At 55.0% G+C, this 25,404-nt stretch carries 28 protein-coding genes; 21 read left to right on the forward strand and 7 right to left on the reverse strand.

Annotated elements, in window-relative coordinates:
- Positions 1–525 precede the first annotated feature (525 nt).
- Positions 526–903, forward strand: a complete 378-nt coding sequence (locus ACR0CA_RS18665) for a SnoaL-like domain-containing protein (protein ID WP_480552690.1) — start codon at positions 526–528, stop codon at positions 901–903.
- A gap of 88 nt (positions 904–991) precedes the next feature.
- Positions 992–1,837: a universal stress protein gene (locus tag ACR0CA_RS18670; RefSeq protein ID WP_480900646.1), complete on the forward strand. Its 846-nt coding sequence runs from the start codon at positions 992–994 to the stop codon at positions 1,835–1,837.
- Between the two features lie 55 nt (positions 1,838–1,892).
- Here ACR0CA_RS18670 and ACR0CA_RS18675 read toward each other — a convergent pair whose 3' ends face one another.
- Complete coding sequence (locus ACR0CA_RS18675; protein WP_480900648.1) at positions 1,893–2,456, reverse strand: flavodoxin domain-containing protein; 564 nt, start codon at positions 2,454–2,456, stop codon at positions 1,893–1,895.
- Between the two features lie 327 nt (positions 2,457–2,783).
- A complete protein-coding gene (locus ACR0CA_RS18680) occupies positions 2,784–4,088 on the reverse strand; it encodes a ferredoxin reductase family protein (protein WP_480900650.1) in 1,305 nt (434 codons plus the stop codon).
- A gap of 280 nt (positions 4,089–4,368) precedes the next feature.
- Here ACR0CA_RS18680 and ACR0CA_RS18685 point away from each other — a divergent pair, with 280 nt between their 5' ends.
- A complete protein-coding gene (locus ACR0CA_RS18685) occupies positions 4,369–4,872 on the forward strand; it encodes an Hsp20/alpha crystallin family protein (protein ID WP_480900652.1) in 504 nt (167 codons plus the stop codon).
- A 673-nt stretch (positions 4,873–5,545) separates the two neighbouring features.
- Positions 5,546–6,685, forward strand: coding sequence for a S1 family peptidase (locus ACR0CA_RS18690; RefSeq protein ID WP_480900654.1), 1,140 nt, complete (start codon positions 5,546–5,548; stop codon positions 6,683–6,685).
- Here the strand turns inward: ACR0CA_RS18690 and ACR0CA_RS18695 are convergent, their stop codons facing one another.
- Together ACR0CA_RS18695 and ACR0CA_RS18700 are read right to left on the reverse strand one after the other, a co-directional pair.
- Positions 6,686–8,302, reverse strand: coding sequence for an MFS transporter (locus ACR0CA_RS18695; RefSeq protein ID WP_480900656.1), 1,617 nt, complete (start codon positions 8,300–8,302; stop codon positions 6,686–6,688).
- A gap of 43 nt (positions 8,303–8,345) precedes the next feature.
- Complete coding sequence (locus tag ACR0CA_RS18700) at positions 8,346–9,566, reverse strand: APC family permease (RefSeq protein WP_480505683.1); 1,221 nt, start codon at positions 9,564–9,566, stop codon at positions 8,346–8,348.
- A gap of 437 nt (positions 9,567–10,003) precedes the next feature.
- Here ACR0CA_RS18700 and ACR0CA_RS18705 point away from each other — a divergent pair, with 437 nt between their 5' ends.
- Together ACR0CA_RS18705 and ACR0CA_RS18710 are read left to right on the forward strand one after the other, a co-directional pair.
- Positions 10,004–11,608 (forward strand): Na/Pi cotransporter family protein, encoded by a 1,605-nt coding sequence (locus ACR0CA_RS18705; protein ID WP_480900658.1) that lies wholly within the window; start codon positions 10,004–10,006, stop codon positions 11,606–11,608.
- A 114-nt stretch (positions 11,609–11,722) separates the two neighbouring features.
- A complete protein-coding gene (locus tag ACR0CA_RS18710) occupies positions 11,723–12,130 on the forward strand; it encodes a c-type cytochrome (protein WP_480900723.1) in 408 nt (135 codons plus the stop codon).
- Here ACR0CA_RS18710 and ACR0CA_RS18715 read toward each other — a convergent pair whose 3' ends face one another.
- A complete protein-coding gene (locus ACR0CA_RS18715; RefSeq protein WP_480900660.1) occupies positions 12,131–13,303 on the reverse strand; it encodes a cation:proton antiporter in 1,173 nt (390 codons plus the stop codon). It abuts the gene before it with no gap.
- A 202-nt stretch (positions 13,304–13,505) separates the two neighbouring features.
- Here ACR0CA_RS18715 and ACR0CA_RS18720 point away from each other — a divergent pair, with 202 nt between their 5' ends.
- The 6 genes from ACR0CA_RS18720 to ACR0CA_RS18745 all read left to right on the forward strand — a co-directional run bounded on the left by ACR0CA_RS18720 (position 13,506) and on the right by ACR0CA_RS18745 (position 17,730).
- Positions 13,506–13,955 (forward strand): phasin family protein, encoded by a 450-nt coding sequence (locus tag ACR0CA_RS18720; RefSeq protein ID WP_480900661.1) that lies wholly within the window; start codon positions 13,506–13,508, stop codon positions 13,953–13,955.
- A gap of 57 nt (positions 13,956–14,012) precedes the next feature.
- Positions 14,013–14,420: a universal stress protein gene (locus tag ACR0CA_RS18725; protein WP_480900663.1), complete on the forward strand. Its 408-nt coding sequence runs from the start codon at positions 14,013–14,015 to the stop codon at positions 14,418–14,420.
- Positions 14,421–15,110: 690 nt separating this feature from the next.
- Positions 15,111–15,989 carry a LysR family transcriptional regulator gene (locus tag ACR0CA_RS18730; protein ID WP_170787338.1) on the forward strand — a complete coding sequence of 293 codons (879 nt, stop codon included), beginning with the start codon at positions 15,111–15,113 and terminating at the stop codon, positions 15,987–15,989.
- Positions 15,986–16,894: a DMT family transporter gene (locus ACR0CA_RS18735; RefSeq protein WP_170787336.1), complete on the forward strand. Its 909-nt coding sequence runs from the start codon at positions 15,986–15,988 to the stop codon at positions 16,892–16,894. Before ACR0CA_RS18730 ends, ACR0CA_RS18735 begins: the two co-directional genes overlap by 4 nt.
- A gap of 64 nt (positions 16,895–16,958) precedes the next feature.
- Positions 16,959–17,237, forward strand: coding sequence for a hypothetical protein (locus ACR0CA_RS18740; RefSeq protein ID WP_480900664.1), 279 nt, complete (start codon positions 16,959–16,961; stop codon positions 17,235–17,237).
- Between the two features lie 79 nt (positions 17,238–17,316).
- On the forward strand, positions 17,317–17,730 hold the full coding sequence (locus ACR0CA_RS18745; RefSeq protein WP_170775255.1) for a universal stress protein: 414 nt from the start codon (positions 17,317–17,319) through the stop codon (positions 17,728–17,730).
- A 5-nt stretch (positions 17,731–17,735) separates the two neighbouring features.
- On the opposite strand, the gene ACR0CA_RS18750 is transcribed toward ACR0CA_RS18745, so the two are convergent.
- Positions 17,736–18,068 (reverse strand): ArsR/SmtB family transcription factor, encoded by a 333-nt coding sequence (locus ACR0CA_RS18750; protein ID WP_170787361.1) that lies wholly within the window; start codon positions 18,066–18,068, stop codon positions 17,736–17,738.
- A gap of 231 nt (positions 18,069–18,299) precedes the next feature.
- Between ACR0CA_RS18750 and ACR0CA_RS18755 the strand changes: the two genes are divergently transcribed.
- From ACR0CA_RS18755 to ACR0CA_RS18785, 7 genes are all read left to right on the forward strand, one after another.
- Positions 18,300–18,632 carry an AtpZ/AtpI family protein gene (locus ACR0CA_RS18755; RefSeq protein WP_170787330.1) on the forward strand — a complete coding sequence of 111 codons (333 nt, stop codon included), beginning with the start codon at positions 18,300–18,302 and terminating at the stop codon, positions 18,630–18,632.
- Between the two features lie 2 nt (positions 18,633–18,634).
- Positions 18,635–19,393 (forward strand): F0F1 ATP synthase subunit A, encoded by a 759-nt coding sequence (locus ACR0CA_RS18760; protein ID WP_170356118.1) that lies wholly within the window; start codon positions 18,635–18,637, stop codon positions 19,391–19,393.
- Positions 19,394–19,462: 69 nt separating this feature from the next.
- The gene (locus ACR0CA_RS18765; protein WP_005981269.1) at positions 19,463–19,687 is read left to right on the forward strand and encodes a F0F1 ATP synthase subunit C; all 225 of its coding nucleotides are present in this window, start codon (positions 19,463–19,465) and stop codon (positions 19,685–19,687) included.
- Between the two features lie 86 nt (positions 19,688–19,773).
- Positions 19,774–20,325: a F0F1 ATP synthase subunit B' gene (locus ACR0CA_RS18770; protein WP_480552668.1), complete on the forward strand. Its 552-nt coding sequence runs from the start codon at positions 19,774–19,776 to the stop codon at positions 20,323–20,325.
- A gap of 5 nt (positions 20,326–20,330) precedes the next feature.
- The gene (locus ACR0CA_RS18775; protein ID WP_480900665.1) at positions 20,331–20,891 is read left to right on the forward strand and encodes a F0F1 ATP synthase subunit B; all 561 of its coding nucleotides are present in this window, start codon (positions 20,331–20,333) and stop codon (positions 20,889–20,891) included.
- Positions 20,892–20,981: 90 nt separating this feature from the next.
- A complete protein-coding gene (locus tag ACR0CA_RS18780; protein ID WP_480900667.1) occupies positions 20,982–21,797 on the forward strand; it encodes a hypothetical protein in 816 nt (271 codons plus the stop codon).
- Positions 21,798–21,888: 91 nt separating this feature from the next.
- Positions 21,889–22,740, forward strand: coding sequence for a glycosyltransferase family 2 protein (locus tag ACR0CA_RS18785; RefSeq protein ID WP_170775267.1), 852 nt, complete (start codon positions 21,889–21,891; stop codon positions 22,738–22,740).
- A gap of 35 nt (positions 22,741–22,775) precedes the next feature.
- Here ACR0CA_RS18785 and ACR0CA_RS18790 read toward each other — a convergent pair whose 3' ends face one another.
- Complete coding sequence (locus ACR0CA_RS18790; protein ID WP_170787321.1) at positions 22,776–23,540, reverse strand: FCD domain-containing protein; 765 nt, start codon at positions 23,538–23,540, stop codon at positions 22,776–22,778.
- Positions 23,541–23,692: 152 nt separating this feature from the next.
- Between ACR0CA_RS18790 and ACR0CA_RS18795 the strand changes: the two genes are divergently transcribed.
- Positions 23,693–24,901, forward strand: a complete 1,209-nt coding sequence (locus tag ACR0CA_RS18795) for an aminotransferase-like domain-containing protein (RefSeq protein WP_480900670.1) — start codon at positions 23,693–23,695, stop codon at positions 24,899–24,901.
- A 35-nt stretch (positions 24,902–24,936) separates the two neighbouring features.
- Positions 24,937–25,344, forward strand: a complete 408-nt coding sequence (locus ACR0CA_RS18800; protein ID WP_170775274.1) for a hypothetical protein — start codon at positions 24,937–24,939, stop codon at positions 25,342–25,344.
- Positions 25,345–25,404: the final 60 nt, after the last annotated feature.

Raw genomic sequence — 25,404 nt, forward strand, 5'->3', positions numbered from 1 at the left:
GCTCCTGTGAGGATCGACGGGTCCGATAACGCATGTGCAAGACTAGCAACATTGGAGCGATAGAGTTCGGACAGGTTCGGGTGTAGTCGCATCGGTGAAAACGCAGGCTCGGAGAGCGGCGCGTTCACACCACCCCCGCGGGAAGAGCTCTTCAAGCCTGGCTTGCATCTCCGGGGGTGCGAATGCCCCCTGCGATTGTCTCTTAAAACCCATTCAGTTTACGCGCCGCTTTGTCCCGCTCGGACTGTAGACGGGTCCGGGCTACCTCCGCTGTGCCTGCTTCCGCGTTGGCGGCTTCGCTGAAGGACTTGATAAAAGCTGCCACTGCGTCGGGCTGCATCAGACTCTGACGAAGCAAATCCAGAACGGCGTCTTCCAGGGCATTGCAGCGAATAGATTTCCTATGCGAACAAGTGCCGAGTTTGCGAGCGGGGCCCGGCTGTTAGGGAGATACGCTCATTGATCCTTGTCAAGATAAGCGCGGGGAAGACGTGGTACAGTCAATGGTAATCTAGGGGGAGATTCATGGAAGAGTTAATTGAAATCGGAAGATCGTTCGTCCAGTCCATGCGTGAGCGCAGAGGCCTTGGAAGTGTTGATGAAATGTATGCCGAAAACGCTCAATCGATTGAGGCAGTTGTGCCTCCGGTCAGGCAGTTCCGCGTTTCTAAGGGGCGAGAAGCCATCAAGGGGAAGAGAGAAGATTGGTTGGCCTCGCACGAAATCCAGGAACTCGACGTGGATGGCCCTTATGTCCACCCGCCCAACCGTTTTGGAGTGCGCTTCAGGGCTGAAGTGATTCAGAAGGCTACCGGAGAGCGTATGACCCTGCGCGAGATCGCTGTGTATTCAGTGGCAGAAGGCAAGATTGTGCTGGAAGAGTTCTTCATGCTGCCGAAGTAAGAAGCGCGACCGACAACATTGTCTCTTTGTTGACCTAGTCAGTGCACACGAGTCTTGGACGAAGTGAAATTCCGGACGGAGGCCGGGAATGCAACGCAGAACAGTGGCATATTTTGTAGGAGTTGATGCTGACGACGCGTCGATATTGGAATGCGTGGAAACTGCCCGTAGCCAGAACGTTCACTTGAATTGCGTAGTGATCGCAGCTTTACCTAAATTGCCTTACCTAAAGTATGGATCAAACAGGTTCGTTGAGGCGGGTCTTCCTTCAAACTGGTTGGATGTCCTTAACGCAAGAAATGCTGCCTTGAAGTCCCGCGCCACCGAAGTTGAAGCGCTTCTGGCCGCGCGGGGTGTATCGGCAAATGTAAACGCCTTTATTGGATCTGGAACAGAGTTACAGCATCTTGTGGCAGGCCAAGCCAAATGCTGTGATATCGCCTTTCTCAACGCTGAGTTGCGAAAAGATCCCGATTTGTTTCATAAGGTCGCGTACGGAGTATTGTTCCATTCACCGGTCGCCCTGATGATCAATGGAGACCCGTTTGCCCAACGTGAACGCATTGTTTTGGCATGGAATGATAGCCTGCCTGCGTCCAGGGCTGCGCATTTAGCTTTACCCTTTTTTCTGGCGGCCAAGGAAGTTGTGGTTGGGTGTTTTGATTTGCGGTCGTCTGATGACGTCGAAGGCGAAGAGCCCGGAACTGAGGTTGCTGGATGGCTCCGTCATCACGGTTGCAAAGTGACCGCGTCGCAGTTTCCATGTGGTGGGGACTCGATCGAACACTGCATTCAGGATCGCGCAACAGAATTGGGGGCCGATCTCGTTGTTATGGGCGCATATGGGCATTCCCATCTGCGTGAGTCACTCTTTGGTGGAACGACGCAAGCAATGTTGGAGCAGACAGGATTGCCAGTGCTTTTCGGACACTGATGAAGTGAACCGGCGACTGTGATTTTCTGGTAAGTACGAGAGTAGCCAGCTGTTACTAGGATGTCGCTTGAGATTGATGCTGATTGGCCCGGCCGTTTCCACCAAGGAAATCTATCACAATAGACGTTAATTCGTCCCAATCAGTAAACTCCCGCGCTCCATCTCGTGGATCGATTTTTCGACCCATCAAGACGACGTGTTTTAGGATTTCCCTCTCAAAATATCCGTAGCTTTCGGGCCTCACCGCGCCTGCGATCAATGCCGTCGCATTTGGTTCCAATCCTGTTCGCATAAGCATTTCTTTGAGATAGTCGCGCGCTTCCTCTCGACCTGAAGCAAAAGCTGCCTTTAGACCGACGGAAAGCACGAGAGATTTTCGTTTCATTAAGGCATCTCTATTTGACGCGACATAAGCCTCAAAGGACTCGGGGTGCCTACGCTCGTGGACCGGAGCCAAGAGAATGACCTTGGCCACATCGTCAAGCGACACGCGGTCGTGCATTTCGTCAGTATTGATCAGCCGTGTGTTGAAGCCGGCTTCCTTCACGATATCGCCGATGAAACGCGCAATCTTTGCCGTCTGACCTTCGACTGTAGCGAAGGCGATGAGTACGGTCATTCCGATCCTCCCATAAATCGGTCCGAATAGATTTCCAATTATGAATAAGTGGTGTGTGTTGCCCTTGATCTCCATCAAAGGCGTTACTTGGGAGAGTTGTGGTGCGTCCTGTCTGTCCAAGCAGAGCTTGTTTTTAAGGAAATTCGTAACGGCATGCATCTGCAAGAAAATCTGCCTTTTTTCGGCTGGCAATTACAAGGCTAGCCAAGGCCTAATGGTCTGTCTGGCTACCTTAAGGAAAAGGCCAAGACAGCGACAAAGATTGCAAAGTTGATAAACCACACCGCGAATTTCACCTGTTGGCGTGCGGGCAGGTTTCTAAGCAATCTAATCATAGTCGAACCTTTCAGACAAAATCCGATGGGGCGCAGTGCCCCGCGTGATCAGATGATCTTCGACGGCGTCCATCATGGCAGGCGGGCCGCAGAGAACAAAAAGCCAGCTTTCAAATTGTTCAGAAGACAAATTGCGGTCCAACAGAGGACCGTCGATTAAACCTGTTTCTCCTGACCAATCCTTTGGCGGTTCGGATAGAACAAATACTGTTTCTTCCTTGGACAACTCCCGAGGATAAACAATCTGCTCCTCCACGCGGTTGCCATAGATAAGCTTGAGATCCCGCTGTGTATCACTCAACCGTACCTGTCGCGTGATGCTCAACATCGGCGCGATACCCACACCACCTGCGATCAGAACGATGCCTTTCTCAGAACGGTGGCTGATCGACAAATTTCCGTGTGGGGCATCCAGATAGACCGGGGTGCACGGAGCAATTTGTCCGAGACTGCATGTGAAATCCCCAAGTTCCTTAATCACAAAGGACACTTCGGGGCCTTCAGCTGGTGCTGAACTAATCGAGAATGGGTTTTCGTGCAGCGAGAAAGCACTGTGGCCGACATTTAGCCAAGCAAACTGCCCTGCTTCGAAAGTTAGTCCGGTGTGACCATCGGGCTTGAGGCGCAACTCCCATTGCCTCGGTGTTAGTCGAGACACAGAAGTAACGCGCCACGGCCTTTTCCTCTGACGCAAAGGGTGAACGAGATAGACATACAGCAAGGTCCCTACAGCAATAGTGGTCAGGGCAAGCCAGAGAAACGTCATTAGCGGATGTCCACCGTAGCGCCCAGCATAGACCGTGTGGTGCAACAGCAGGCAGGCAATCACCAAGGCTCCCAGCCCGTGCAAGAGGCGCCATGTCTCGTACTTGTAATCAAGGGATTTTCGGGCAATTGCCGAGGCGACCAGAATGAACAGTAAAAAATATGCGCCGATGCCCGACGTCAGGGCAGAAAAGTCGGTCGAAATAGTAAGTTGACTTGTTTCATCCCACGGGCGGCGTCCGCCAGATGGCGTACCCTGGTACAGCAGCGGGTGTATTAGCGCGAAGCCAAGCGCTGTACGCGCCATCATCTGATGCACCCGCATGGTCACATCCATACCCAGACCGGAAGAGATGAACCTGAACCGCCCAGACAGCAAGAACTCAACTAGTATTATTGAAAAAGCAAGCATTCCAAGCCCGGACGCGAGCTCTTGATGAAATGATCGCGGTTGCCATCCCAGAGACCAGGAAAACCCCAAGGGGGCCAAGATCAGCAAAACGCAGATTAGCGCCAGATAAGGCCATTTCATACGGCTTTGCTCCAAATTTCTAAAGGTAAGCAACCCGGGCTCATTCAGAATAAACGCTAAGCTGACATGGGGCTCCGATCAAGACTACTCAGATTGGTCTGAATTGCAGCAAGACAGGGCAAGTATGTTTGCCGACTGTTCCCGTTTCTGTTCGTCCGGTCGGTACGTGCGATCTGGCTAAAGCTGAGGCTGCATGCTTGCGCAAGATCAAGGTCATTGACCGCTTTTCCTGTCATAATATTGCGCGCGCGAAATCCGACCAAAGGAGGAGGCTCAAAAAATGCTAGAAGACAAAAATTCCCCGCAACTTTTCACTGGAACGCATCCGCTCTCCGACGATTTTCGACGTGAAATGGAAACTCTGATGTCGCGGTTTTTTGGGGGAGGATCGCCTTTCCTACCCATGGAAACGGCTGCGCAACGCACGGGTTTTCCGTCTCTTGATATGACAGGCGCGATTTCTCCGGCAATCGATGTCCAAGAGACGGATTCTGCGATAGTCCTTACGGCTGAATTGCCGGGGCTCGAAGAGGATGATGTGGAAATTGAAATCAAGGATCGCAGGCTAATCCTGCGCGGTCAGAAGAAGATTGCGCATGACGAAACGGGCGATCTGCGTGTCAGCGAAAGAAGCTACGGCAGCTTTTCCAGAGCCATGTCGCTGCCGGATACTGTGGAAGTCGACAAGGTTTCAGCAACATTCGACAAGGGTGTTCTGCGTATTCAAATGCCGAAGAGTGAGCCTCAGGATCCAAGCCGTAAGATCAAGGTATCGTCGAAATAGACAGACTGTTGGCGCGATACGGTGCTTGAAAATGCCAAAGCAGAGGGCCGATCATGGATCGGCCTTCTTCGAACTGTGGTCTGATAGTTGTTTTTGGTTGAATCCGGGCAGACATCGCAGGTGCTTGTTTAAATGAGCTTTTTTCTACATTCGCGTCAAACCATGGGCTTGGTGTTGCTGCGTGGTAGAATGCCCTCACGCGTTTGGATAGGGGGCCACAATGCGCAAACCAAAAGTGAGCGACATGATACCCTCAGTGAATGGTGGTGAAGGCGAGGTGCGGGCCTTTCTGGAGAGCCTTACAGGTCCATCGCGCGGAAACGTGAACTGGCTTGTCGACAATGCCCTGACTGTCTCTGTTAGTGAAGGCAGGGTGCTAAGCCTGCGTCTTAAAGAGGACCTGCCTCCTCATGACAACGATATAGCTACCCTTCAGTGGGCTGACGATCGTTACACGATAACCGCTACAGCGGGACGCAATCTGTGGGTGAACGGGCAAAAAACTTCTTCGACGTCTCTTAATCATGGTGACATGATTGAGTTCGGAGAAAAGGGCCCCATGTCTCGGTACAGGTTGTGCGATCACTCATTTCCCGCGCACCATACAGTCGAGGATATCCTCAGCGACGCATATGCTTATACCCGAACGAGCCGTCGACCCTTCGCCAAAAAGATGTCTGGTGCCCTGCGCGACGGTGGGTGGCGGCTTGCGTCTCAAACCACGGTACTGTTCAGGATCACGGTTCTTGCAACGCTTCTTGTGATCGCGGGGTTTGGGTACCTGCTTTACCAAAACGACCGGCGCTTGGCGGAGAGTATCGAACAGGAATCCCGCAAGATCGAAGCGGTCGCGGTTATGCTCGCTCAGACGCGGGAAGATGCGCTGACACCTGATGACTTGTCTTCGTTGCGTGACGCTTTCAAGAACCAGCTTGTGACGACCGAACAACGTCTTGGAACCTTGGAACAACAGGCAGGAGCGCCCACGCGGGTGATAGCTGCCTCTACCCGATCTGTCGCTTTCCTTCAGGGGGCTTACGGTCTGCGCCACGTTGAAAGCGGGAAGATTCTACGGCACGTTGTGGGGCCAGACGGCGAAAACCTTAAAACCCCGTTTGGCCAGCCTTGGATCGAACCGGATGGGACCGGCGAACCTGCAGAATTTCAGTTCACCGGAACAGGATTTTTGATTGCTGGGGTACCGTTGATGGCCACCAACCGTCATGTTGCGTTGCCGTGGACATCAGGAGACCGAGAGAAGGCGCTGAGAGACGCGGGTCTTGAGCCAGAGATGTTGAGGCTGCTGGCCTATTTGCCTGATCAGACGGAACCAATAGAGGCGCGGCTGCTTCGGTTCAGCGAAGCGGCAGACTTGGCGATTTTGGAAGTTGAGCCAAGCCGCGTTCAGGACCTCGGAATTCCGTTAGCGGATGCCACGTCGCGCGTAGGTGAAGAGCTTTATCTGTTGGGATACCCAACGGGTTTGAAAGCATTGATCGCGCAGGCTGGTCCCGGCTTTTTAGAGGGATTGGAGGCAGACGGGACGTTGAACTTTTGGTCGATCGCGTCCCGGCTTTCCACACAAGGCAAGATTCATCCGCTAGCAAGCCGTGGGATCGTCGCGCGGACAAGTGAGAGCGCCATCGTTTATGACGCTGAGACCACGACCGGTGGGAGCGGAGGACCGGTATTGAACCGGCGTGGTGAGGTCGTTGCCATCAATGCTGCGATCCTGCCCGAGTTCGGTGGTTCCAACATCGGCGTCCCGGTCTCACACCTCAGAGCTCTGCTGGAAGAGGTGGAAAGTCAGTGATCATTCGCTCGTTCGAAAACGCGAGATTTGAACAAAAAACACTGTAGCGAGTGGAACGATCACTGAGATCAGTGCCACGCAGATCAGCAGGTATCCAAGTTGACTGTAGTCCGCGGTTGATGTGATCTCACTGGTCTCAGGGTTGGTAACAGCGCGTGTGACGACAAATGTCTGGTTGAGATACTTGGTGCTGAGGCTGCTGGCCGACAATGCCATGTTGGTAAACGATGCCATCACTGCAAAAAAAGTGGCTTTCAACTGAACGGGTGCATTGCGGGCGATCCAGGCCAACATCGGGACCATGGCGATCTGCCCGAGCGGGGACTCAACAGCGGTGTCGAGAATGGCAATGAACCTTGCATCGACAACTCCGCTGGTACGCGCTGCCGTCCATTCATGCACGCCGTAATATAGGGCGAGGTTGGGCAGGGCGAGTATGCCTGCGGCGATCGTCAACAGTACCACCACATGTGCAATGGAGCGATTGGCCATAAATGGCCGGAGAACGATCAACCCCAATAGTGCCAGCAGCGAAGTTAATAGTGCCAGGATTGCCAGGAACTGTTCATCGAACCTAAGTTCATCGATTTCAAACCAAGTCAGGCCTGGTCCTGGTAGCGGCATGGCACGGAAAACAAAAATGATTGTTGCTGTCCCGATCAGGGCCTTGGCTTGGGCTGGTTCCAGCTCCTTCAGCAGACGCGACATCAGGTACAGAATTACCGTCAAAGAAACTGCAAAAACAGTCTCTTGCGCAAATTCGAAATCTGCGGTCCCCAGCACGATGCTAAGCAAAACGAATGCAAAGCCACCCAGCAAAATGGACCATTTGACTTCTGTGACTTCATCCGGTGTGTGGGGCGGATGACCCCGCCTGGCAAGTTGACGCTGGATCAAGCTGTGAAGAACGACCCCGCTGACCGACAACACCGGGATGGCCAGAGCTATCAGGTACACTTGGCCATAAAGCGCAAGGCGCTCGGATTTTTGCAGACCTTCAGTTCCAGAGAAAATCCAGATGTTCACAGCCGCAACCGCCGCAAACCCGGAAATGATCGAAACTCTGCCCAAGGTTTGCATTGTCGTGTGCTGTGCACGGGTTTCTTCAGGCGTAAACGGGAGGCCGTGCTGGTTAAACTTGGGGACCGCTTCGACCGTCATGGCATCCGCAACTACGTCTTGAATGGCATAGCCTGAAGGCGCCAGCAGCAGGGCTAGGACATACCAGTCTTCCAGTGGCATGAAATTGGACATCACGGCAGGCGCGGTCACGAGACCGTACATTGTGAGCAAAGACAACGTGATCAGGGATGCGCCAAACAGGATCAGCAGGGACTTCCAGCGCCAAAACAGGTCCACGACATGACCAAGCGGCATTTTGAGGATCCAAGGGATGCCGGCCCAAAATGCCAGTCCTGCAACGAAAGAGGCGGATAAATCGAGATAGTCTTTTAGGAAAAAAGCGCCGACGACCGAGGTCAGGCCGGACACGCCGGCCGCGAAATAGACCATTAATGGCGGCAAATAGGACCATTGCAGCTGCTGAACCAGATCCACAAAGGTTCTATGCCACCAGCCCGAGAGTTTTGATCTTATGGAAGTTTGGTCGGTCGTCATATGCCGTGGTAGCTCTTGGAAGCCTTTGGGTCGATGTATTTAGTTAGAGAAATCCAGATCCGAAAAGCAATGCACTGGTGATCACTCCAAGTATCGGTACCACAAGAGGAACGCGGAAGTGCTTGACAGCCTCGTCCGGCCGCATCTTCAGCAGGATCAGAGAAATGTTGACGAGCACAAAGACGCCCAGAACGATCTGGGATGTGCGCTCTGCCAGAGTACCAATCGGCATAGTTTGGGTCAGCAGTACGATGATCGCGACGACCAGCAAAGTAGCGACAACTGGTGTCTGCGTTGCTTTCGGGACAATCGCCAGAACCTTCGGCAGATGGTCACGGTCAGCGAGTCCGTAGATCACCCGCGAGGCCATAATCATCTGGATCAGTACGCCATTGACCGTCGCTACAATCGCGACCGCGGAAAAGCCCTGTTTAATCATCTCAGGGGCGTTTGAGAACACAAGCGCGAGAGGTGCTGCGGACGTCGAAAGAACATCAATCGGAACAACAAGTAGGACCGTCATTGAAGTTCCCAGATACAACACGGTTGCCAGAACGAGCGTTAGCAAAATCGCTTTTGGGATGGTGTGCACTGGGTCTTTCACCTCTTCCGCGACATTGGCCATGTCCTCGAAGCCAACAAATGCAAAGAAGGCGAGAAGCGATGCCGCGAAAATACCTCTCCACGCGTCGAGTTCCAGCGGGGGAAGCATCGAACTTACCCCGTATCCCTGCGGATCCTGAATCGACATGCCCCAGCCGATCACAAAGAGAAGACCTGCGATCTCGATGATCGTGATGACAGCCGCAACAAAGACTGACTCGGTGATCCCCCAAAGCGCGATTAGACCCATGACCAAAACGACGCTGACGGTCAAAACAGGGATCGTAAAACCGGTCAAAGCATGAAGGTATGATGCTGCGCCAATTGCAACGGCAGAGGCGGAGATAACGCCCGAGGCTGCCACCGCAAGCCCAACGAATACTGCCATCCATCTTTTCTGAAATCCCGCTTCAACATAGGCCGCTTCACCTGCGCTCACAGGAAATCGAGTTGCGAGTTCTGCATAGGAAAGCGCAGTGAGTGATACGACGAGCGCGGCTACGACGAACGACAAGGCCGCAAACGGTCCGGCAATGTCTGCTGTTGCACCGACTAAAACGTAAATACCCGCTCCGACCGTTACGCCAAGTCCATAAAGCGTGAGCAACGGGGTAGTAAGAGCCCGTCTGAGTTTCTGTTCGTTTGGATCAACAGAGTTCATAAGTGATTCCAACAACTGCCGATTCAGAACATCGCCAGTGGCGTCCTTCTCGTTTTCGTCCGCGATTAGCGGAACGGATTAATCCGATGGTCAATGCTGCATCGAAGGCCTTGTGTTTCAATGTCTGGGCGCGTTGGGCACCGATCGATTAACTGGGGGCTCGCCACCACTCCTGCCGAGCCCCCTTGGGTGGAGCTTCTGCTCCGACAAAATTCCGTTCACCTTTGTGTTTGCTTGGGGACAGGTCGGTGAACGTAGACACGTTAAAACATTCGTATTTCACTATGTGATTCATTTTGGTGCTTTGATCTATGTCAACCAACTCGGGGGGGCGGGTCTGCGAGGCTGAGTGCAAACCACCTGTCGTTTGCCGTCGGACTTAAAGGCAAAGCAAACACGTTAGGCGGTTTGAGATTTAGGGTGGAAAGCAATTCGTGATGTTCTGGAACCTGTTACCGGCCTTAGGCGGCATCGGCCTGTTCCTTGTCGGCATGCTGTTGATGACCGACGGTTTGAAGACTTTGGCAGGGGCGAAATTGCGAGATATTCTGGGCCGGTTCACGTCGACACCGTTTACCGGGGCTGTAACAGGCGCAGTCACGACAGCTGCAATCCAGTCTTCCAGTGCGACCACCGTTGCGGCCGTTGGATTTGTCGCGTCTGGTCTGCTCACGTTTCCCCAAGCGCTTGGGATCATCTTTGGGGCCAATATCGGAACGACCATGACAGGTTGGCTCGTCGCGCTCTTGGGGTTCAAGCTGGACCTGGGGCAAGTGATGTTGCCAGTTGTTTTTTTTGGGGCTTTGCTGGCGCTTTCAGGAAGAAAAGCGGTTTCCGGCCTTGGGTTGGCATTGGCCGGGTTCAGTCTGATTTTCATTGGGATCGAACAACTCAAATCCGGGTTGGACGCATTTCAGGGCGTAGTTACTCCTGCCGATTTTCCACCAGACACACTGCTGGGCAGGTTGAAGCTTGTACTGATCGGCGTCCTCATCACGATGGTGACGCAGTCTTCGAGTGCTGGCGTTGCAACGGCGTTAGCTGCGTTGAGCGCCGGTGCTGTGAACTTCCCCCAAGCGGCGGCTCTGGTCATTGGAATGGACGTGGGGACAACTTTCACCGCTGTTTTGGCAACCTTTGGCGGTGGGACGATGGCGCGCCGCACCGGTTTTGCTCATGTGATCTACAATGTGATGACAGGGGCACTGGCATTTTTCCTGCTGGGGCCGTTTACTGCAGTCTTTGTAAGCGGGTCGGGGGCTGGAAGCTCTCTGACTGCGCTTGTCGCTTTCCATAGCTTCTTCAACGCCATAGGCGTGGCGCTGATCCTGCCATTCGCGAAACCCTTCGCCAGATTTGTCGAGGCCCTCGTACCCAACAAAGGGGCTGAGTTGACGAGATCTTTGGATCCTCTCGTCCTCGGGATGCCAGAAATAGCTGTGGGCGCAGCAAAAGTTGCAGTCGAACAAATTGTAAGGGCCGAAGTGGCGCACCTTCGGTCATGTATCGGGGCATCTCAGCCAAGCGGACCCGATTATGGACGGGACAGCATTCAGACTGCTGTATCGGAAGCGCGCTCGTACCTAGACAAGATTGAACTGCCCAGCAGGTCCGACGCAGAGATATCCAGCATCAAGGGTATGTACCATGTCCTCGACCATCTTGACCGACTGCTTTACCGGTGTAGGCAAGATGATCGGATAAGCGAGTTACCAAAAGACCAGCGTTTGAAGCGGCTTGCTTCGGTGTTGATTGCAGCAACTGGTAGCTATTTGGAGATCGACAATCCAGTGCAGTGCGAAAACACGCTGAACCGCGTTCGCCGTTTTTTGCGACGACAGAGGAAACTTCGCAGAGACCTGCTCATCTCCGACGCTGCAACTGACAGTCTACCGGACGATGTGGTGTGGGCTCGGCTGGATGCTCTCAGATGGTTGCATCGTGTGTCTTATCACCTCTGGCGAATTCGCTGGCACATGAACGCACTGGAAGGAGTGCCGTCAGGGCGCGATAGTGGTGAGGTCAACGAAGAAATGGCGTAGATCGCGGCTGGCCTGGATTAGACTCGGCGCGTGCAACATGAGCAAGGTCAAAGACGTTCCGTAACTGTGCTGTCTAATAGGATCATCATTTGTGGCAGCGATTTGGAGGAGAATATGCGGTCGTATCGAGGGATTTTACTGGCACTGTTCGCCACGGGGCCTGCACAAGCGCAGGAGGTCAGCGTCAGCGAAGGAAGTGAATTGTACCGAACGTATTGCTGGCAATGTCACGGTTTCGAAGCAACCGGAGACGGGCCAATGGCCGAAATGCTGGCTATTCGAACACCTGACCTTACCAAATTGGCTGGTGAGAACGGCGGTGTGTTTCCGATAGATCGCATAGCTGAACAGATTGATGGCCGTTTACAATTGCTCGCTCATGGCGGCGAAATGCCAATCTTTGGTGCGGTGTTTGAGACAGACCAACAAATTGCGGTGGCTTTGCCTAGTGGGCAACCAATGATGGTAGGTTTGCCGTTGGCGAATTTGCTCGCCTTTCTTGAATCGATCCAGTCTGAATAGTCACGGACCAATCGGTTCATCCGTGTCAGCCGTTCGTCTGATTGACATAAGTGTCAAAGGCGGCCCCAACACCTCGAAGGCAACTGTACTGGCCAGGGTAAAGGCCATGATCGACGCGGCCCAATTCGGAAATTGCTCTCCGGCGACAAGGGCCATTCCGACCGCGACACCGGCCTGTGGTAACAAAGCGGGACCAAACCAACCGGCCTGACGGCTAGGCAGGCCGCCAAGTCTCGCTCCGCAGTAACCTCCGACAAGGCGGGCTACGGCGCGCAAGATCAGGAAAAGTGCACCAGCCCAGCCCATTAAGCCAAAGGCTTCAATATCCAACGTGGCACCCGCCAACAGAAAGAACAGGATCATGAATGGCCACTGAATGTGCTCGATCTCGTGAAAAGCACGGTCGTGATGGCGGGCAAGATTCCCGATCACTGCGCCCGCAACCATGCCTGCTACCAAGAATGAGACCTCCAGCCAAAGCGCGAGGCCCGCTGTCAGAAAGACTATGCCCACTGCTTCTGCCTGCATTGGCTCTCCCGGTTTCAAGCGGCCGGTCAGGTAAGCGGATGGCACGCCTAGTGCGAAACCCAACAGTATCGCCCCTCCGAAATCCCACATCGCGGTGGTCGCGACGGTGGCCCAACCATCCGAATGACCGGCCAGAACCAAGGCGATGCTGAAAACGATCAGACCCCAAGCGTCATCAATTGCGACGACGCCCTTTAATGTCTCGGTAAAGCTGTTGGATACCCTAGATTGTTTGATCACGTCTGTCATGGCAGCCGGAGCTGTAGCCGTAGCAATTGCCGCCAACACCAATGCCAGCCCGAAGGGTACGCCGATTGCGGTCAATCCAGCAGACACAATAACAAGGGTTGCAACCACGATTGAAATAGAAATCGTCAGGATGGCTCGGCCATGCCGGGCCAGGTTCTCGCGGGTCAAAGAACCTCCAAGAAGAAACGCGACCATCGTCAAGGCCACAATAGAAATTTCGTCGAACCACATTGCAATGTCGAGTGGGATCAAACCCATTCCGGCGTTCCCGGCGACCAGACCGAGGAAAAGTAAGGTTGTAACACGAGGAAGATGCGTGGCCCGGCCAAGTTGGTCGGCCGCCAATCCGGCAAGGAAGAGGATGCCAAGGGTAATCAAAAAGCCGGCAATATGCATAGAAAACCAAGCGTTAAGTTCTTGTCTAGACTACTCTAACTCCAACACGGCCTGCTAGGAACCGGTGTCGGAGAGAATGCCAATGTCCCGTCGCAGCCCAAGCCGAAGATCCTAAAAAAATGGGGGATATTGATTTGTATTAAGGCGAAAGCGCGCCGCAGATGGCACAATAGCTCATTCAGGAAATGAGGAGGAACTTTCGATGCCGACAAAGAAATCTAGCACATATAGCCCGACCTCACTTGTGGATGTTTTCAAGCAAATGCAGCCGCCCATGTCTGGCAATCCGGCCTTTGGCGCCCAGATCGAACAATTTTGGGACGCGCAAGAAAAATTGCTCGAAGAAACAGAGGCCTTTGCGCAGCATTGGTTCGAACGGCGTCATGAGGCGGTTCGGACGGCTCTACAAGCTGCACGCAAAGTGTCTTCCGCGAACCCGTCCGATCCAACGAAAGCGCTTCAGAGTATGACGGAATGGCAGCGCCATTCGGCTGAGCGGTTGGTTGCTGACGCGCAGGAATGGTTCGAAACTGTGTCCCGCTGTGCATCTTATGTCACTGAAACCGAAGTTGCAGCTGTTGAGAAAACAGTTGATGACGTTGCAGCCGCTACAAAGAGCGCCGGGAAATCTTCAAAGTCCGAACCTGTTTAGGGTTCGTGCTGCCGAAAAACCAAACTGAAATCATCGGAGCAGTAGATAGGAGGTCAAATGTACAAGAACATCCTGATCCCGGTTGCTCTGGACCAAGAACACGACACACAAGCGTCCTTTGCAGCCGCGCGCCAATTGGCCGATGCAGACGCTGTTTTTACCGTGGTACACGTTCAAGAGCCAATTCCCGCTTATGTGGGATCTCAGATTCCCAGCGAAGTACTCGAAAATACACGGCATGAAATCTTGGAAAACCTGCATCAGACTGCCTCTGAAATTCCAGGCGCGAAGGCTCGGCTCATCTCTGGGCAAGCGGGCAGGGCCATTGTCGACTTTGCAAACGAGTGCGATGCAGATTGCATCGTCTTGGCATCGCACAAGCCTGGTTTTGAGGACATATTCTTGGGTTCCACTGCGAACAGAGTCGTGCATCACGCAAGGTGTTCGGTTCATGTAATTCGTTGATCCAAAGTCAGCGGCGTGACGTCCTTATTGGCTGGCCCAATACTTAGTGAGCCAAATCAGATCGAAAGAATTGGCAGCTGAGCCAAAGAACCCTCGGACTGCAGCGACATGTTTTTTGCAATTTACGTGCGGTTTCGAATTTGTTGGAGCGCTGGATTACTTTATTGCGAAGAGCAGTTGCCGATCGGTCGTTAGGAGACTTTCGACACTTGGGTTGTCTCAGCGCCAAAGACTTCGCCTTTCTTGACGCAAAGCTGTTTGATGAAGGCCAAATCCTGCACCCACTACCAATACTCCAGTTCGAATATCTAACGTTTAGCCTCGTACAGCGCCGGGGCCTTTTACGTTCGCGCCAACACCACCAGAAGAACAGTGGGTCGTGGTTGACGCTAGTGAAGACTGGGCGGTTTACATTCAGTTGCTGACTCGGTCTTTCAAAAAAGACGATATCTACACTGATCTTCTGCAAGTGCAATTTTTTTACTAAGCTTTCAGGCCTTATGCATTGGTCAAGAAGAACGCCGCTTCCGCGCGATTTGGGCAAGGTCCATCCGGGATTCGACATAGTCAATATCCCGACCAGAAAAACGCCCTGCGATCAGAAAACACTAAACCATGCCCCTTCGCCACCGTGCAAAATTTTGCTACACCCAATTTGAGTGTTGAAATTTGCACAATAGGCAAGATGCAATGGAAAACTGGGACGAAGTGAAAACCGCCTATCAGGTGGCGCGAATGGGTACGGTTAGCGGTGCGGCGGACGTGCTGGGCGTGCATCATGCGACGGTGATCCGTCATATTGATGCGATCGAAGCGCGGTTGGGGGTTAAGTTGTTTCAGCGTCACGCGCGGGGCTACACGCCGACCGAAGCGGGTGAGGATCTTTTGCGGGTTGCGCAGGCGACCGAAGATCAGTTCAATCAGTTGGTGGGGCGGATGAAGGGGCGTGGTGACGACGTTTCGGGCGAGTTGGTGGTTACGTCACTGTCGTCGCTGGCGCCGTTGATCGTCCCGGTGCTGAGCGCATTCCAGAGACTGCATCCCGATCTGATTGTCCGCTACCTGACCGGGGATCGCTTGTTCCGACTGGAATATGGCGAGGCGCATGTGGCTATCCGCGCGGGCTCGGCCCCGGATCAACCGGACAACGTGGTGCAGCCCTTCATGCGGCAAGAGGTCGGACTGTACGCGAGCACCTCCTATCTTGAGCAACATGGAAGGCCCGCCGGGATTGAGGATTTCCCTAACCACTATTTCGTCAGCACGGATGATGAAAACAGCCGGGCGCCTTTTTCAAAATGGTTGCGTGAAACCGTGCCCGTCGAACGGATCACATTTCGCTGCACGAATAATTTCTGCATACGCGAGGCAGTTCTGTCCGGTGCCGGGATCGGCTTTATGGCCAGGTGGGAGGCTGCGCGTGATCCAAACCTTGTCGAGGTGATTGAACCGTTGCCCGAGTGGTTCGGCAATCTGTGGCTGGTAACGCATGTGGATTTGCACCGCACCACCAAGGTGCAGGCATTTCTGTCCTACCTGAAAGAGCAGTCCAAGGATTGGCAAACATGAGCCCACAGGCACGGGGCCATCTGGCCATGCTGACATTCTCGGCACTGGTCGCTGGCAGTTTTTCCCTTGGGGCAATGATCGCAAACCAAATCTCGCCTGTCGCGGTTACAGCGGCGCGGTTCGCAATTGCAGCGCTGGTGATTGGTGCCGCTGCGTTGGCCACGACCGGGGTGCCCCGATCTGCTGCGCGGGCCCCGTGGCGGTACCTTGTTTTGGGCGGGTTGTTCGGCACCTATTTCGTATTGATGTTCGTCGGTCTGAAAACTGCACCACCGGTTAGCGCTGCGGCGGTCTTTACGCTGACCCCGGTTCTTTCGGCCTTGGCGGGCTGGGTCTTGTTACAGCAGGTGACGACCCCACGTATGGCACTGGCGCTGGTTATCGGAGCAACAGGAGCGTTGTGGGTGATTTTCCGAGCCGACTGGCAGGCCTTTATGGCGTTTCAGGTCGACCGGGGCGAGATCATCTACTTTTGGGGTTGTGTCGCTCACGCAATCTATACGCCGATGGTGCGAAAGCTGAACCGGGGTGAGCCTGCTGTGGTCTTTTCCTTCGGCACTATGGTCGCGGGTTGCCTCTTGCTGTCGCTATACGGCTGGAAGGACATAGCGGCGACGGATTGGGCAAGCCTGTCTTTGTTCATCTGGTTGGTCATTCTGTATCTGTCTGTCTTTGCCACGGCAGCCAGTTTCGTGCTGGTGCAATATTCGGCGCTGCGTCTGCCCTCGGCCAAGGTAATGGCCTACACCTATCTCGTACCAAGTTGGGTCATCTTGTGGGAGATTGCTTTGGGCCAGAAAGCCCCCGCCTTGCTGGTCGGGGTAGGGGCCGTGCTGACCGTTGTCGCGCTGGTTCTGTTGCTGAAATCCGAAGAAACGCAGGAGGCTGCGCTCGTTACCAAATGACTGTTGTGCTTTGAACAAGATATGAGACTGTAGAGCGGATACAGGTCAGATCAGAGGCACCTTGATGAAAGCGTTTTTCCCGTTCGCTGCAATGGCGATACTGACTGCGTGCACGCCGCCGCAGCCCCCCAGCGGCGTCATCAGCGAAGCCGACCTGCAAGCCAGTTGCGAGGCGCTGGTCGCGGCGGAATCCGGCATACGAGCAAGCGGTATTTCTGCGCGTCCCACTCAGTTTGAGGCGACAGGTTCGATCACCTTGGTAGATGTTCAGGGGGTATCTGCTCCTTGGCTGTGCCTTGCGGATGTGACGGGTGTGGTGACAGGTGTTGAGCCGGGCGCCTAGGCCTGCCGGTGCCCTTTGAGGCAGATCAAAGTTGTTACATTCGAATTTCCCTATGCTTTGAGCAGAGGAGGAATTCACTATGTATGACCACATCATGTTCCCAGTTGATCTGCACCTGCCGCCCACGGTTCAGAAAGCTGCCGAGGTCGCCGCAGCGGTCGCCAAGTGGCAAAGCGCCAAGATTACTGTTGTCAGCGTCACCGGAATTCAACCCGGTGACCCCGTGCAGCCTGACGCGATGGTCAACGAAGATCTGCGCAACTTTGCCGATCAACTTGCTGAAAAGAGCGGAGCCGAAGTTGACTTTCGCAACATCCACTCGGTCGATGTCGGTGCTGAATTGGATGGCGACCTGACGCGCGCAGCGGATGAGATTGGTGCGGACCTAATCGTGGTGGGTACGCATGCGCCACGGATCATGGACTACATCTTTTCCAGCCATGCCGGCTATCTGGCAACGCACGCCTCAATTTCAGTCTTTGTTGTCCGTTAGGCAGTTCAATCCTCGCCCGAGGGAAGTTCGACTTCCAGAAACCGTTCGAACGCGTCCAGATTGACGGGTTCGAACTGCCCAAAGCCTTGCATCCATACCGAAGCCGCCCGCAAGGCATCCGGTTCCAGTTTGCACCATTTCACCCGCCCCCGTTTTTCCTGGCTGATCAATCCCGCCTTGGTCAGGATCCCCAGGTGTTTCGAGATCGCCGCAAGCGACATCTCGAACGGTTCGGCCACGTCGGTCACGGCCATATCGTCCTCCAGCAACATCGCAAGGATGGCGCGGCGGGTCGGGTCGGCGAGGGCTGCGAATACTGTGTCGAGATCGTTGGACATGTCTTCGCTGAACCACAGCGTCAAGGTTTGGTCAACCATTTGGTTAAATATGCGGATTCAGGCGTATCCGTGCCGGACCTTTAACCCACTCCCGTTCTGGGTCTGACGGTGGAAAGATTTTTGCAATAAAAATCTGATAGTTAAGTGAGTTTTGAGTGCGGCCTATACACCGTTGACTCTGTGCCCGCATCGCCTTAGCACCCTACCCAAGACTGTGCGAGGGAAACGCCCGTGACTGATGATGACCAAAAGCAGCGTATGGCGCAGCTGGAGGCCAAGATCGACGCGGCGAAAAAGGCCAAGCAGCCCCCCAAACGCGCAGACAGTGACATATCCGGCGGCGAGCTTGCCTGGAGGATGGTCATCGAAATGGTATCCGGTCTGGGGATCGGATTTGGCATCGGATACGGGCTGGACAGCCTGTTCGGGACGATCCCGATCTTTCTGGTGCTGTTCACATTGCTGGGCCTTGTCGCGGGCGTGAAGGTTATGCTCCGCAGCGCGAAAGAGGTCCAAGAGAAACAAACGGCGGCGGCTGCTGCCGAGAAGGACGAGAGGGACTGAACGTGGCAACCGAGACCACCGCAGCAGAAGGCAGCAGCCTGGTATTCCACCCGATGGACCAGTTCATCGTCAAACCGTTGTTCGGCGACGGCGCAGTGGGCATGTTCACCATTACCAACGTGACGCTGTGGCTGTTCTTTGCGATCGTTGCGATTGTTCTGCTGCTAATCGTGCCGACCTCGAAGCGCGCGATTGTTCCGACCCGGATGCAGTCGGTGGCCGAACTGGCCTATGGCTTCATCTACAAGATGCTGGAAGACATCTGCGGCAAGGAAGGCGTCAAGTTCTTCCCCTATGTCATGACCCTGTTCATGTTCATCGTGACCGCGAACTTCCTGGGCCTGATCCCGACCTCGTTCACAACCACATCGCATTTCGCCGTGACCATCCCGCTGGCGCTGGCTGTCTTCCTGACCGTCACCATTCTGGGCTTTGTCAAGAACGGCGCGGGCTTCCTGAGCCTGTTCTGGGTCTCCAGCGCCCCCATGGCGCTGCGCCCGATCCTGGCGATCATCGAGCTGATCTCGTACTTTGTGCGTCCGGTCAGCCACTCCATTCGTCTGGCCGGTAACGTCATGGCGGGCCACGCGGTGATCAAGGTGTTCGCAGGTTTTGCCGCGATTGCCGTGATCTCGCCCGTGTCGGTTCTGGCGATCACCGCAATGTACGGTCTCGAGGTCTTGGTGGCCTTTATCCAGGCCTACGTATTCACCATTCTGACCTGTGTTTACCTTAAGGACGCTCTGCATCCGCATCACTGATTGGGTATTGCACCCAGCACAGGAACGATAACCCAACATCGAAACTTCCAATTCGTAAGGAGATACATCATGGAAGGCGATCTCGCACACATCGGCGCAGGCCTGGCAGCAATCGGTTCCGGCGCAGCCGCAATCGGGGTGGGCAACGTTGCAGGCAACTTCCTGGCCGGCGCCCTGCGCAACCCTTCGGCGGCTGCTTCGCAGACCGCAACCCTGTTCATCGGTATCGCATTCGCAGAAGCCCTGGGGATCTTCGCATTCCTGGTCTCGCTGCTGCTGATGTTCGCCGTCTAATCTGCGGAACCTGATCCTTACGCGCAGGTGGGTCCAAGCCATAGCGGCCCACCTGTTGTAAAGACAACGTTCCGACGGAGGACATCATGGCGACTGAACCCCTAGCCAAAGAAGTAGCAGGCTCCTGTGTTGACTCGTATGGGTCGGCCATCGGGATGCCGCAGCTCTGCTTTGATTGGTTCCCCAACCAGATTTTCTGGCTGGTCATCACGCTGGTCGTCATCTTTCTGGTCCTGTCCCGCGTGGCTCTGCCCCGCATCGCGGCAATCCTGGCTGAGCGTCAGGGGACCATTACAAATGACCTGGCTGCGGCCGAAGATCTGAAGGCCAAGGCGGTCGAGGCCGAAGAGGCCTATAACAAGGCGCTGGCCGATGCCCGTTCTGAGGCACAGCGTATCGCAGCGGAAGCCCGCGCCGAAATCCAGTCTGGTCTGGATGACGCGATTGCCAAGGCAGATGCGGAAATCGCTGCAAAGGCGGCTGAATCGGAAAAGGCAATTGCCGAAATCCGTGCCGGTGCGCTGGAAAGCATTCAAGTGGTTGCCAAGGATACGGCAGCTGAATTGGTTACAGCACTGGGCGGCGAGGCGGATGCCAAAGCCATCGACGGTGCCGTTGACGCGCAGATGAAAGGATAAGTGACATGCGGAATACTCTTGCCCTTATCCTGACCCTCGGCGCTGCCAGCCCCGCGCTGGCCGCAAGTGGCCCGTTCTTCTCGCTTGGCAATACCGACTTTGTGGTCCTGTTGGGCTTCATCGTCTTCATCGCGGTTCTGTTCTACTTTAAGGTGCCCGGCATGATCGGCGGCGCACTGGACAAGCGGGCCGAGGGCATCCAGTCGGAACTGGACGAAGCCCGTGCCCTGCATGAAGAAGCGCGCAGCCTGCTGGCCTCGTACGAGCGTAAACAGCGCGAAGTGCAGTCTCAGGCGGATGCCATCGTGGCAGCGGCCAAGGACGACGCGGTACTGGCGGCGGAACAAGCCAAGGTCGATCTGGAGAAATCCATCGCTCGCCGTCTGGCGGCTGCGCAAGACCAGATCGCATCGGCTGAGGCTTCGGCCGTGAAAGAAGTGCGCGATCAAGCCATCACTGTTGCTGTTTCTGCAGCAAACGCGGTTCTGGCCAAGCAGATGACGGCTACCCAGGCCAACAAGTTGATCGACGCGGCCATCGCGGATGTAGGCGAAAAGCTGCACTGAAATCTGGACAAAGTTTGAACTTTGACCCGAAAGCTCGCTTTCGGGTCAAAGTGTTTTAGAAGACCTCTTGCCTGAATTGCTGGACTTCTTATGAACATTCTCGGCGTCGTTCGAAATGGTGGAGAATCTCTGACCGAAACGCTCTTGCGTATCGAACAACTACGGGCGCAGCTAGACAGCAGTCGCGTGATTATCGCGACCAACGATAATTCAGACAACACCGATGATATCCTGCAAGACTACGCGGCTATGAGCGCGGGTGTTGATATACTCTTTCTTGATAGTATGGCCGGCCTCTTCGAAGAACGTGTGGAGCGTATTGCTGCAGCCAGAAATACAGTTCTTGAGCACCTTCTAACCAGCAGTCCGATCCATCCACTGACCCTGGTTCTTGATATGGACGGACCCAACACGCAGATGGATCCGAGTCAGGTGTTGAACGCGGCGGTGCGTCAGGTGCCACAGTGGGATGCTGTGTTTGCCAACTCATTGCCCGCCTACTATGACCTATACGCGCTGCGATGCGCAGGCTGGTGCGAACAAGACCCGTGGCGAGAGCTTGCGGCGCTAAAGCGGCCCAGGATGTTTCGCGGTGTCTGGTGGCGACGGATGCAGCGCAAAATCATTTATAGTCGCCAATACTCGATGCCGCCTGATACGCCAATGATTGAAGTGGACAGTGCGTTTGGTGGGTTGGGCCTGTACAAGACCGAAGCTTTGCATGGTGCCACGTACCGGCCACGGGATGAGACCGGCCACGTCACCTGCGAGCACACAACCCTGCATCTTTCGCTGCGCAACGCGGGAAAGCGTCTTTTCATTGACCCCGGTCTTACGACTTTGGCACAAACCGAGCATATGGGCCCCGGCAGCGGAAAGCGCATTCCAAAGAAGCTGTTGCAATGATCAACTTGTCAGTGTTGATGCAACCGGACAGAAACTCTGTTGCTGCGTCAACGCAGCTCGGCCTTGGGTAAAAGGATTATGCATGGCGAAAATGCCCAAGATAAGTCTGGTCATTCCAAACCTGAACTGCGCCGATTTTCTCGAGCAGACCATTACGTCAATTGTCAGCCAATCTTATCCTAATCTTGAGCTGATCTTGTCGGATGGAGGCAGCACAGACGGGTCGCTTGATATTGTCGAAAGATATCGCGGGGCATTCGCACATATCATATCCGAGCCGGATACAGGGCAGGCCAACGCTGTCAACAAAGGGTTTTCACGCGCCACTGGCGAGGTGATGGGGTGGATAAATTCCGATGATGTCCTGATGTCAGGGGGGCTGGGGCTTGTTGGGTCTCTTTTTGCGCTAAAACCAAAGTTGGATTGGGTGACGGGCAAGCTCACGACGATAGATGAAACGGGGCATGTTCTGGCCTCTCGACGCCCAAGGCCGATTTCGTACCAGCGGCTTCTTGCGGGCGACTATCAATGGGTGCAGCAGGAATCGACGTTCTGGCGGCGCAGCTTATGGGATAAAGCCGGTGGACAGCTTGACGAGCGCCTGTCCTTGGCTGTCGATGGTGAGCTTTGGCTGCGGTTTTCGCGCTGCGCCGAACTAATAGCAGTTCACGACAAGATCGGTGCGTTTCGGTTCCGCAAAGGCCAGCGCTCAGAGGCCATGGACGCCTATCATGCAGAAATGCTAGCTGTGATAGCCGCTGAAAAGCAGAAAGCAGACAGCGCGGACGCAGTTACGAAATCCATTGTGGCCGCGCCCACCATACTGCGGAGCCGGTCGGAAGCTGACAGCACCTTTCCCGGACTGATCGACTACGATCCTAAACCGTTGAAGCACTTGAGCCTTTGGAGACACCGGTGTGAACGAGCTATTCGGAAGCTTTGAACCTCGCTGACATTCAGGCGGTCCATCATGTCAGATCAACGCGTTTCATGATCCAGTCGTTGCCGCGCGATTTCTTCGTTCCGTAAAGCCTTTTGGTGATCTTGTGTGCATTGTTGAACGAAGTTCAGGTGTTTCTGAACAGCCTCGCGGGCGCCTTCCGGGTCGCGCGCCTGTAGCGCGGTATTGATTGCACGGTGCTGATCCAAGATGGCTTCTCGGGTTGTGCGTTGATTGAACATCATTTGACGGTTGTAAAAGACGCCTTGGCGCAACAGGTCGAACATCGACCGCATCATATGCAGCATTACGACGTTATGGCTCGCCTCGATAATGGCCATGTGGAATTGCGCGTCCAGATTGGCCTCATCTTTCGGAGCGTTGCGGGCATGGGCGGCCTCCATCTTTTCAAAGATCGTTTGGACCACTTTCAGGTCGCTTTCTGATCCCATTCTCGCTGCACGCTCAGCCGCCAAGCCCTCCATGTCCCGACGGAATGAGAGATAATCGAAAACTGCTTCTGGATGACTGCCAAAAAGGCGGATCAGGGCGGGTGAAAAGGCAGAGCCCAACACCTCGGCCACATAGATCCCGGATCCGGCCTTGGCGGCCAAAAGACCTTGCTCCTGAAGCTCCGAAATCGCCTCGCGCAAGGATGGGCGCGACACGCCCAACCGCTCGGCGAGTTCACGTTCAGCGGGCAAGCGTTCGCCGGGGCGTAGAATGCCGCGCAGGATCAGCAGCTCGATCTGCCGTACCACTGCGATTGAGAGCTTCTCGGTCTGAACTTTTTGGAAGGGCATAGGGATGTCGTCGCTGAAATTGGTCAATTCATATGACCATGGAATGCAGGCGGGTACAAGAATGTCGCGGCCTTGAGGTGAGAATAGGTCAGAATTATTGACTTTAAAAAATTCCTCGATACGCTGCCCATGTCCGAACAGGGAGGGGGCACATGTCGACACAAGCGCTGTTCGCTACGCGTGCATCGCGAATGAAAGCGTCCGAGATCCGCGAGTTGTTGAAACTTCTCGATCAGCCCGGAATCATTTCCTTCGCTGGCGGTATTCCCGACCCGGCCTTGTTCCCGAAAGAAGAATTTGCGCAGGCGTTCCAGACCGCAATGACCGCAGATCACGGTGACCGCGCGCTGCAATATTCGGTCAGTGAGGGCTATGGTCCTCTGCGTGAATGGCTGGTCGATCATATGCGGGGCAACGGCATTGATTGTGGGGCTGAGAACATCCTGATCACCTCGGGGTCACAACAGGCGTTGGACTATCTTGGCAAGCTCTACCTATCGCCCGGGGATACCGCCTTGGTCGGTTGGCCAACCTATCTGGGGGCGATCAACGCGTTTGACGCCTATGAGCCGCGCTTCGACAGGCTGCACCTGAACGGCAACCAAGGAGCGGCGGAGTACGCCGCGGCAGAGGGCGAAGGGCGGGTAAAATTTGCCTATTTGTCACCGGACTTCGCCAACCCGACAGGTGAGACCGTTGACTTGCGCGCACGAGAGGGCCTGCTGGATCTGGCTGATGCGCTGGATATCGCGGTGATCGAGGATGGGGCCTATCAGGCGTTGCGTTACGAGGGTGATGCGATCCCGCCCATTCTGGCACTGGAGCAAAAGCGTAAGGGCTCGATCGAGGCGTGCCGGACGATCTATTGCGGCAGCTTCTCGAAAACCCTTTCGCCGGGCTTGCGTGTGGGTTGGATCGTGGCCGCGCAGCCAGTGATCCAGCAGCTTGTTCTGATCAAGCAGGCGGCTGATCTGCATTCGCCAACACTCAACCAGATGGCGACCGAGCAGGTGGCGCGCACCTGTTTCGATAGCCACATCCCGATGTTGCGCCGAACCTATGGCGCGCGCCGAAACGCGATGTTGCAGGCGTTGGAGGACCATATGCCCGACGGGGTAGAATGGACCCGGCCCGAAGGCGGGATGTTCATCTGGCTGACCTTGCCCGAAGGGGCCGACGGCGCCGCGTTGTTGGCGCGGTCGCTGGAGACAGTCAAGCTGGCCTTTGTACCCGGTCGGGCGTTTTTCCCCGATGGTAGTGGGGCGAATACCGTGCGACTTAGCTTCTCGAACTCTGATGAGGCGACGATCCGCGAAGGGATCGCACGATTGGGGCAGGTCCTGAAAACCCAGATCGGGTAAGGTTTCATTAACGGTTTGCCCGCAACACTGGGCGTATGATCCGGTATCTGTCTCTCCTGGTGCTGGCCGCATGTTCGGCCGGCACGCCCCATTTTCGCGATGTGCCAGCCACGCGCGTGGCGGTGAATGGCAGTGTCTTTGACGTGCGCGTGCGTGGTGAACTGGCCGAGGCGGTGCGGATCAACATGCAATACGCGCCGCGGCTTGGTCCAATCCGCGACCGCGCAGCGTTGGCAATGGCACAGGTGTCGGGGTGTCCGATTCTGGATGTGCTGGGGGATGCCGCAGTCACCGTTGGTGTACTGGGCTGTGATCGAGAAATGGCCGAGCGCCTTTTGCTGACTGCAATTTCGCGCCCGAACTATGAATGCGTAGATACGGGCGTCTTCGACGATATCGGCGGCGATTACGGCTATCAGGTGTTTGAATGCACGCCCTACTGACCTGCGCGTAATCTTGCGTATTTGAGCAAGATGTTGTGGATAACTCGGGTCGAATTCCCA

Source organism: Ruegeria sp. F12 (assembly GCF_056533885.1).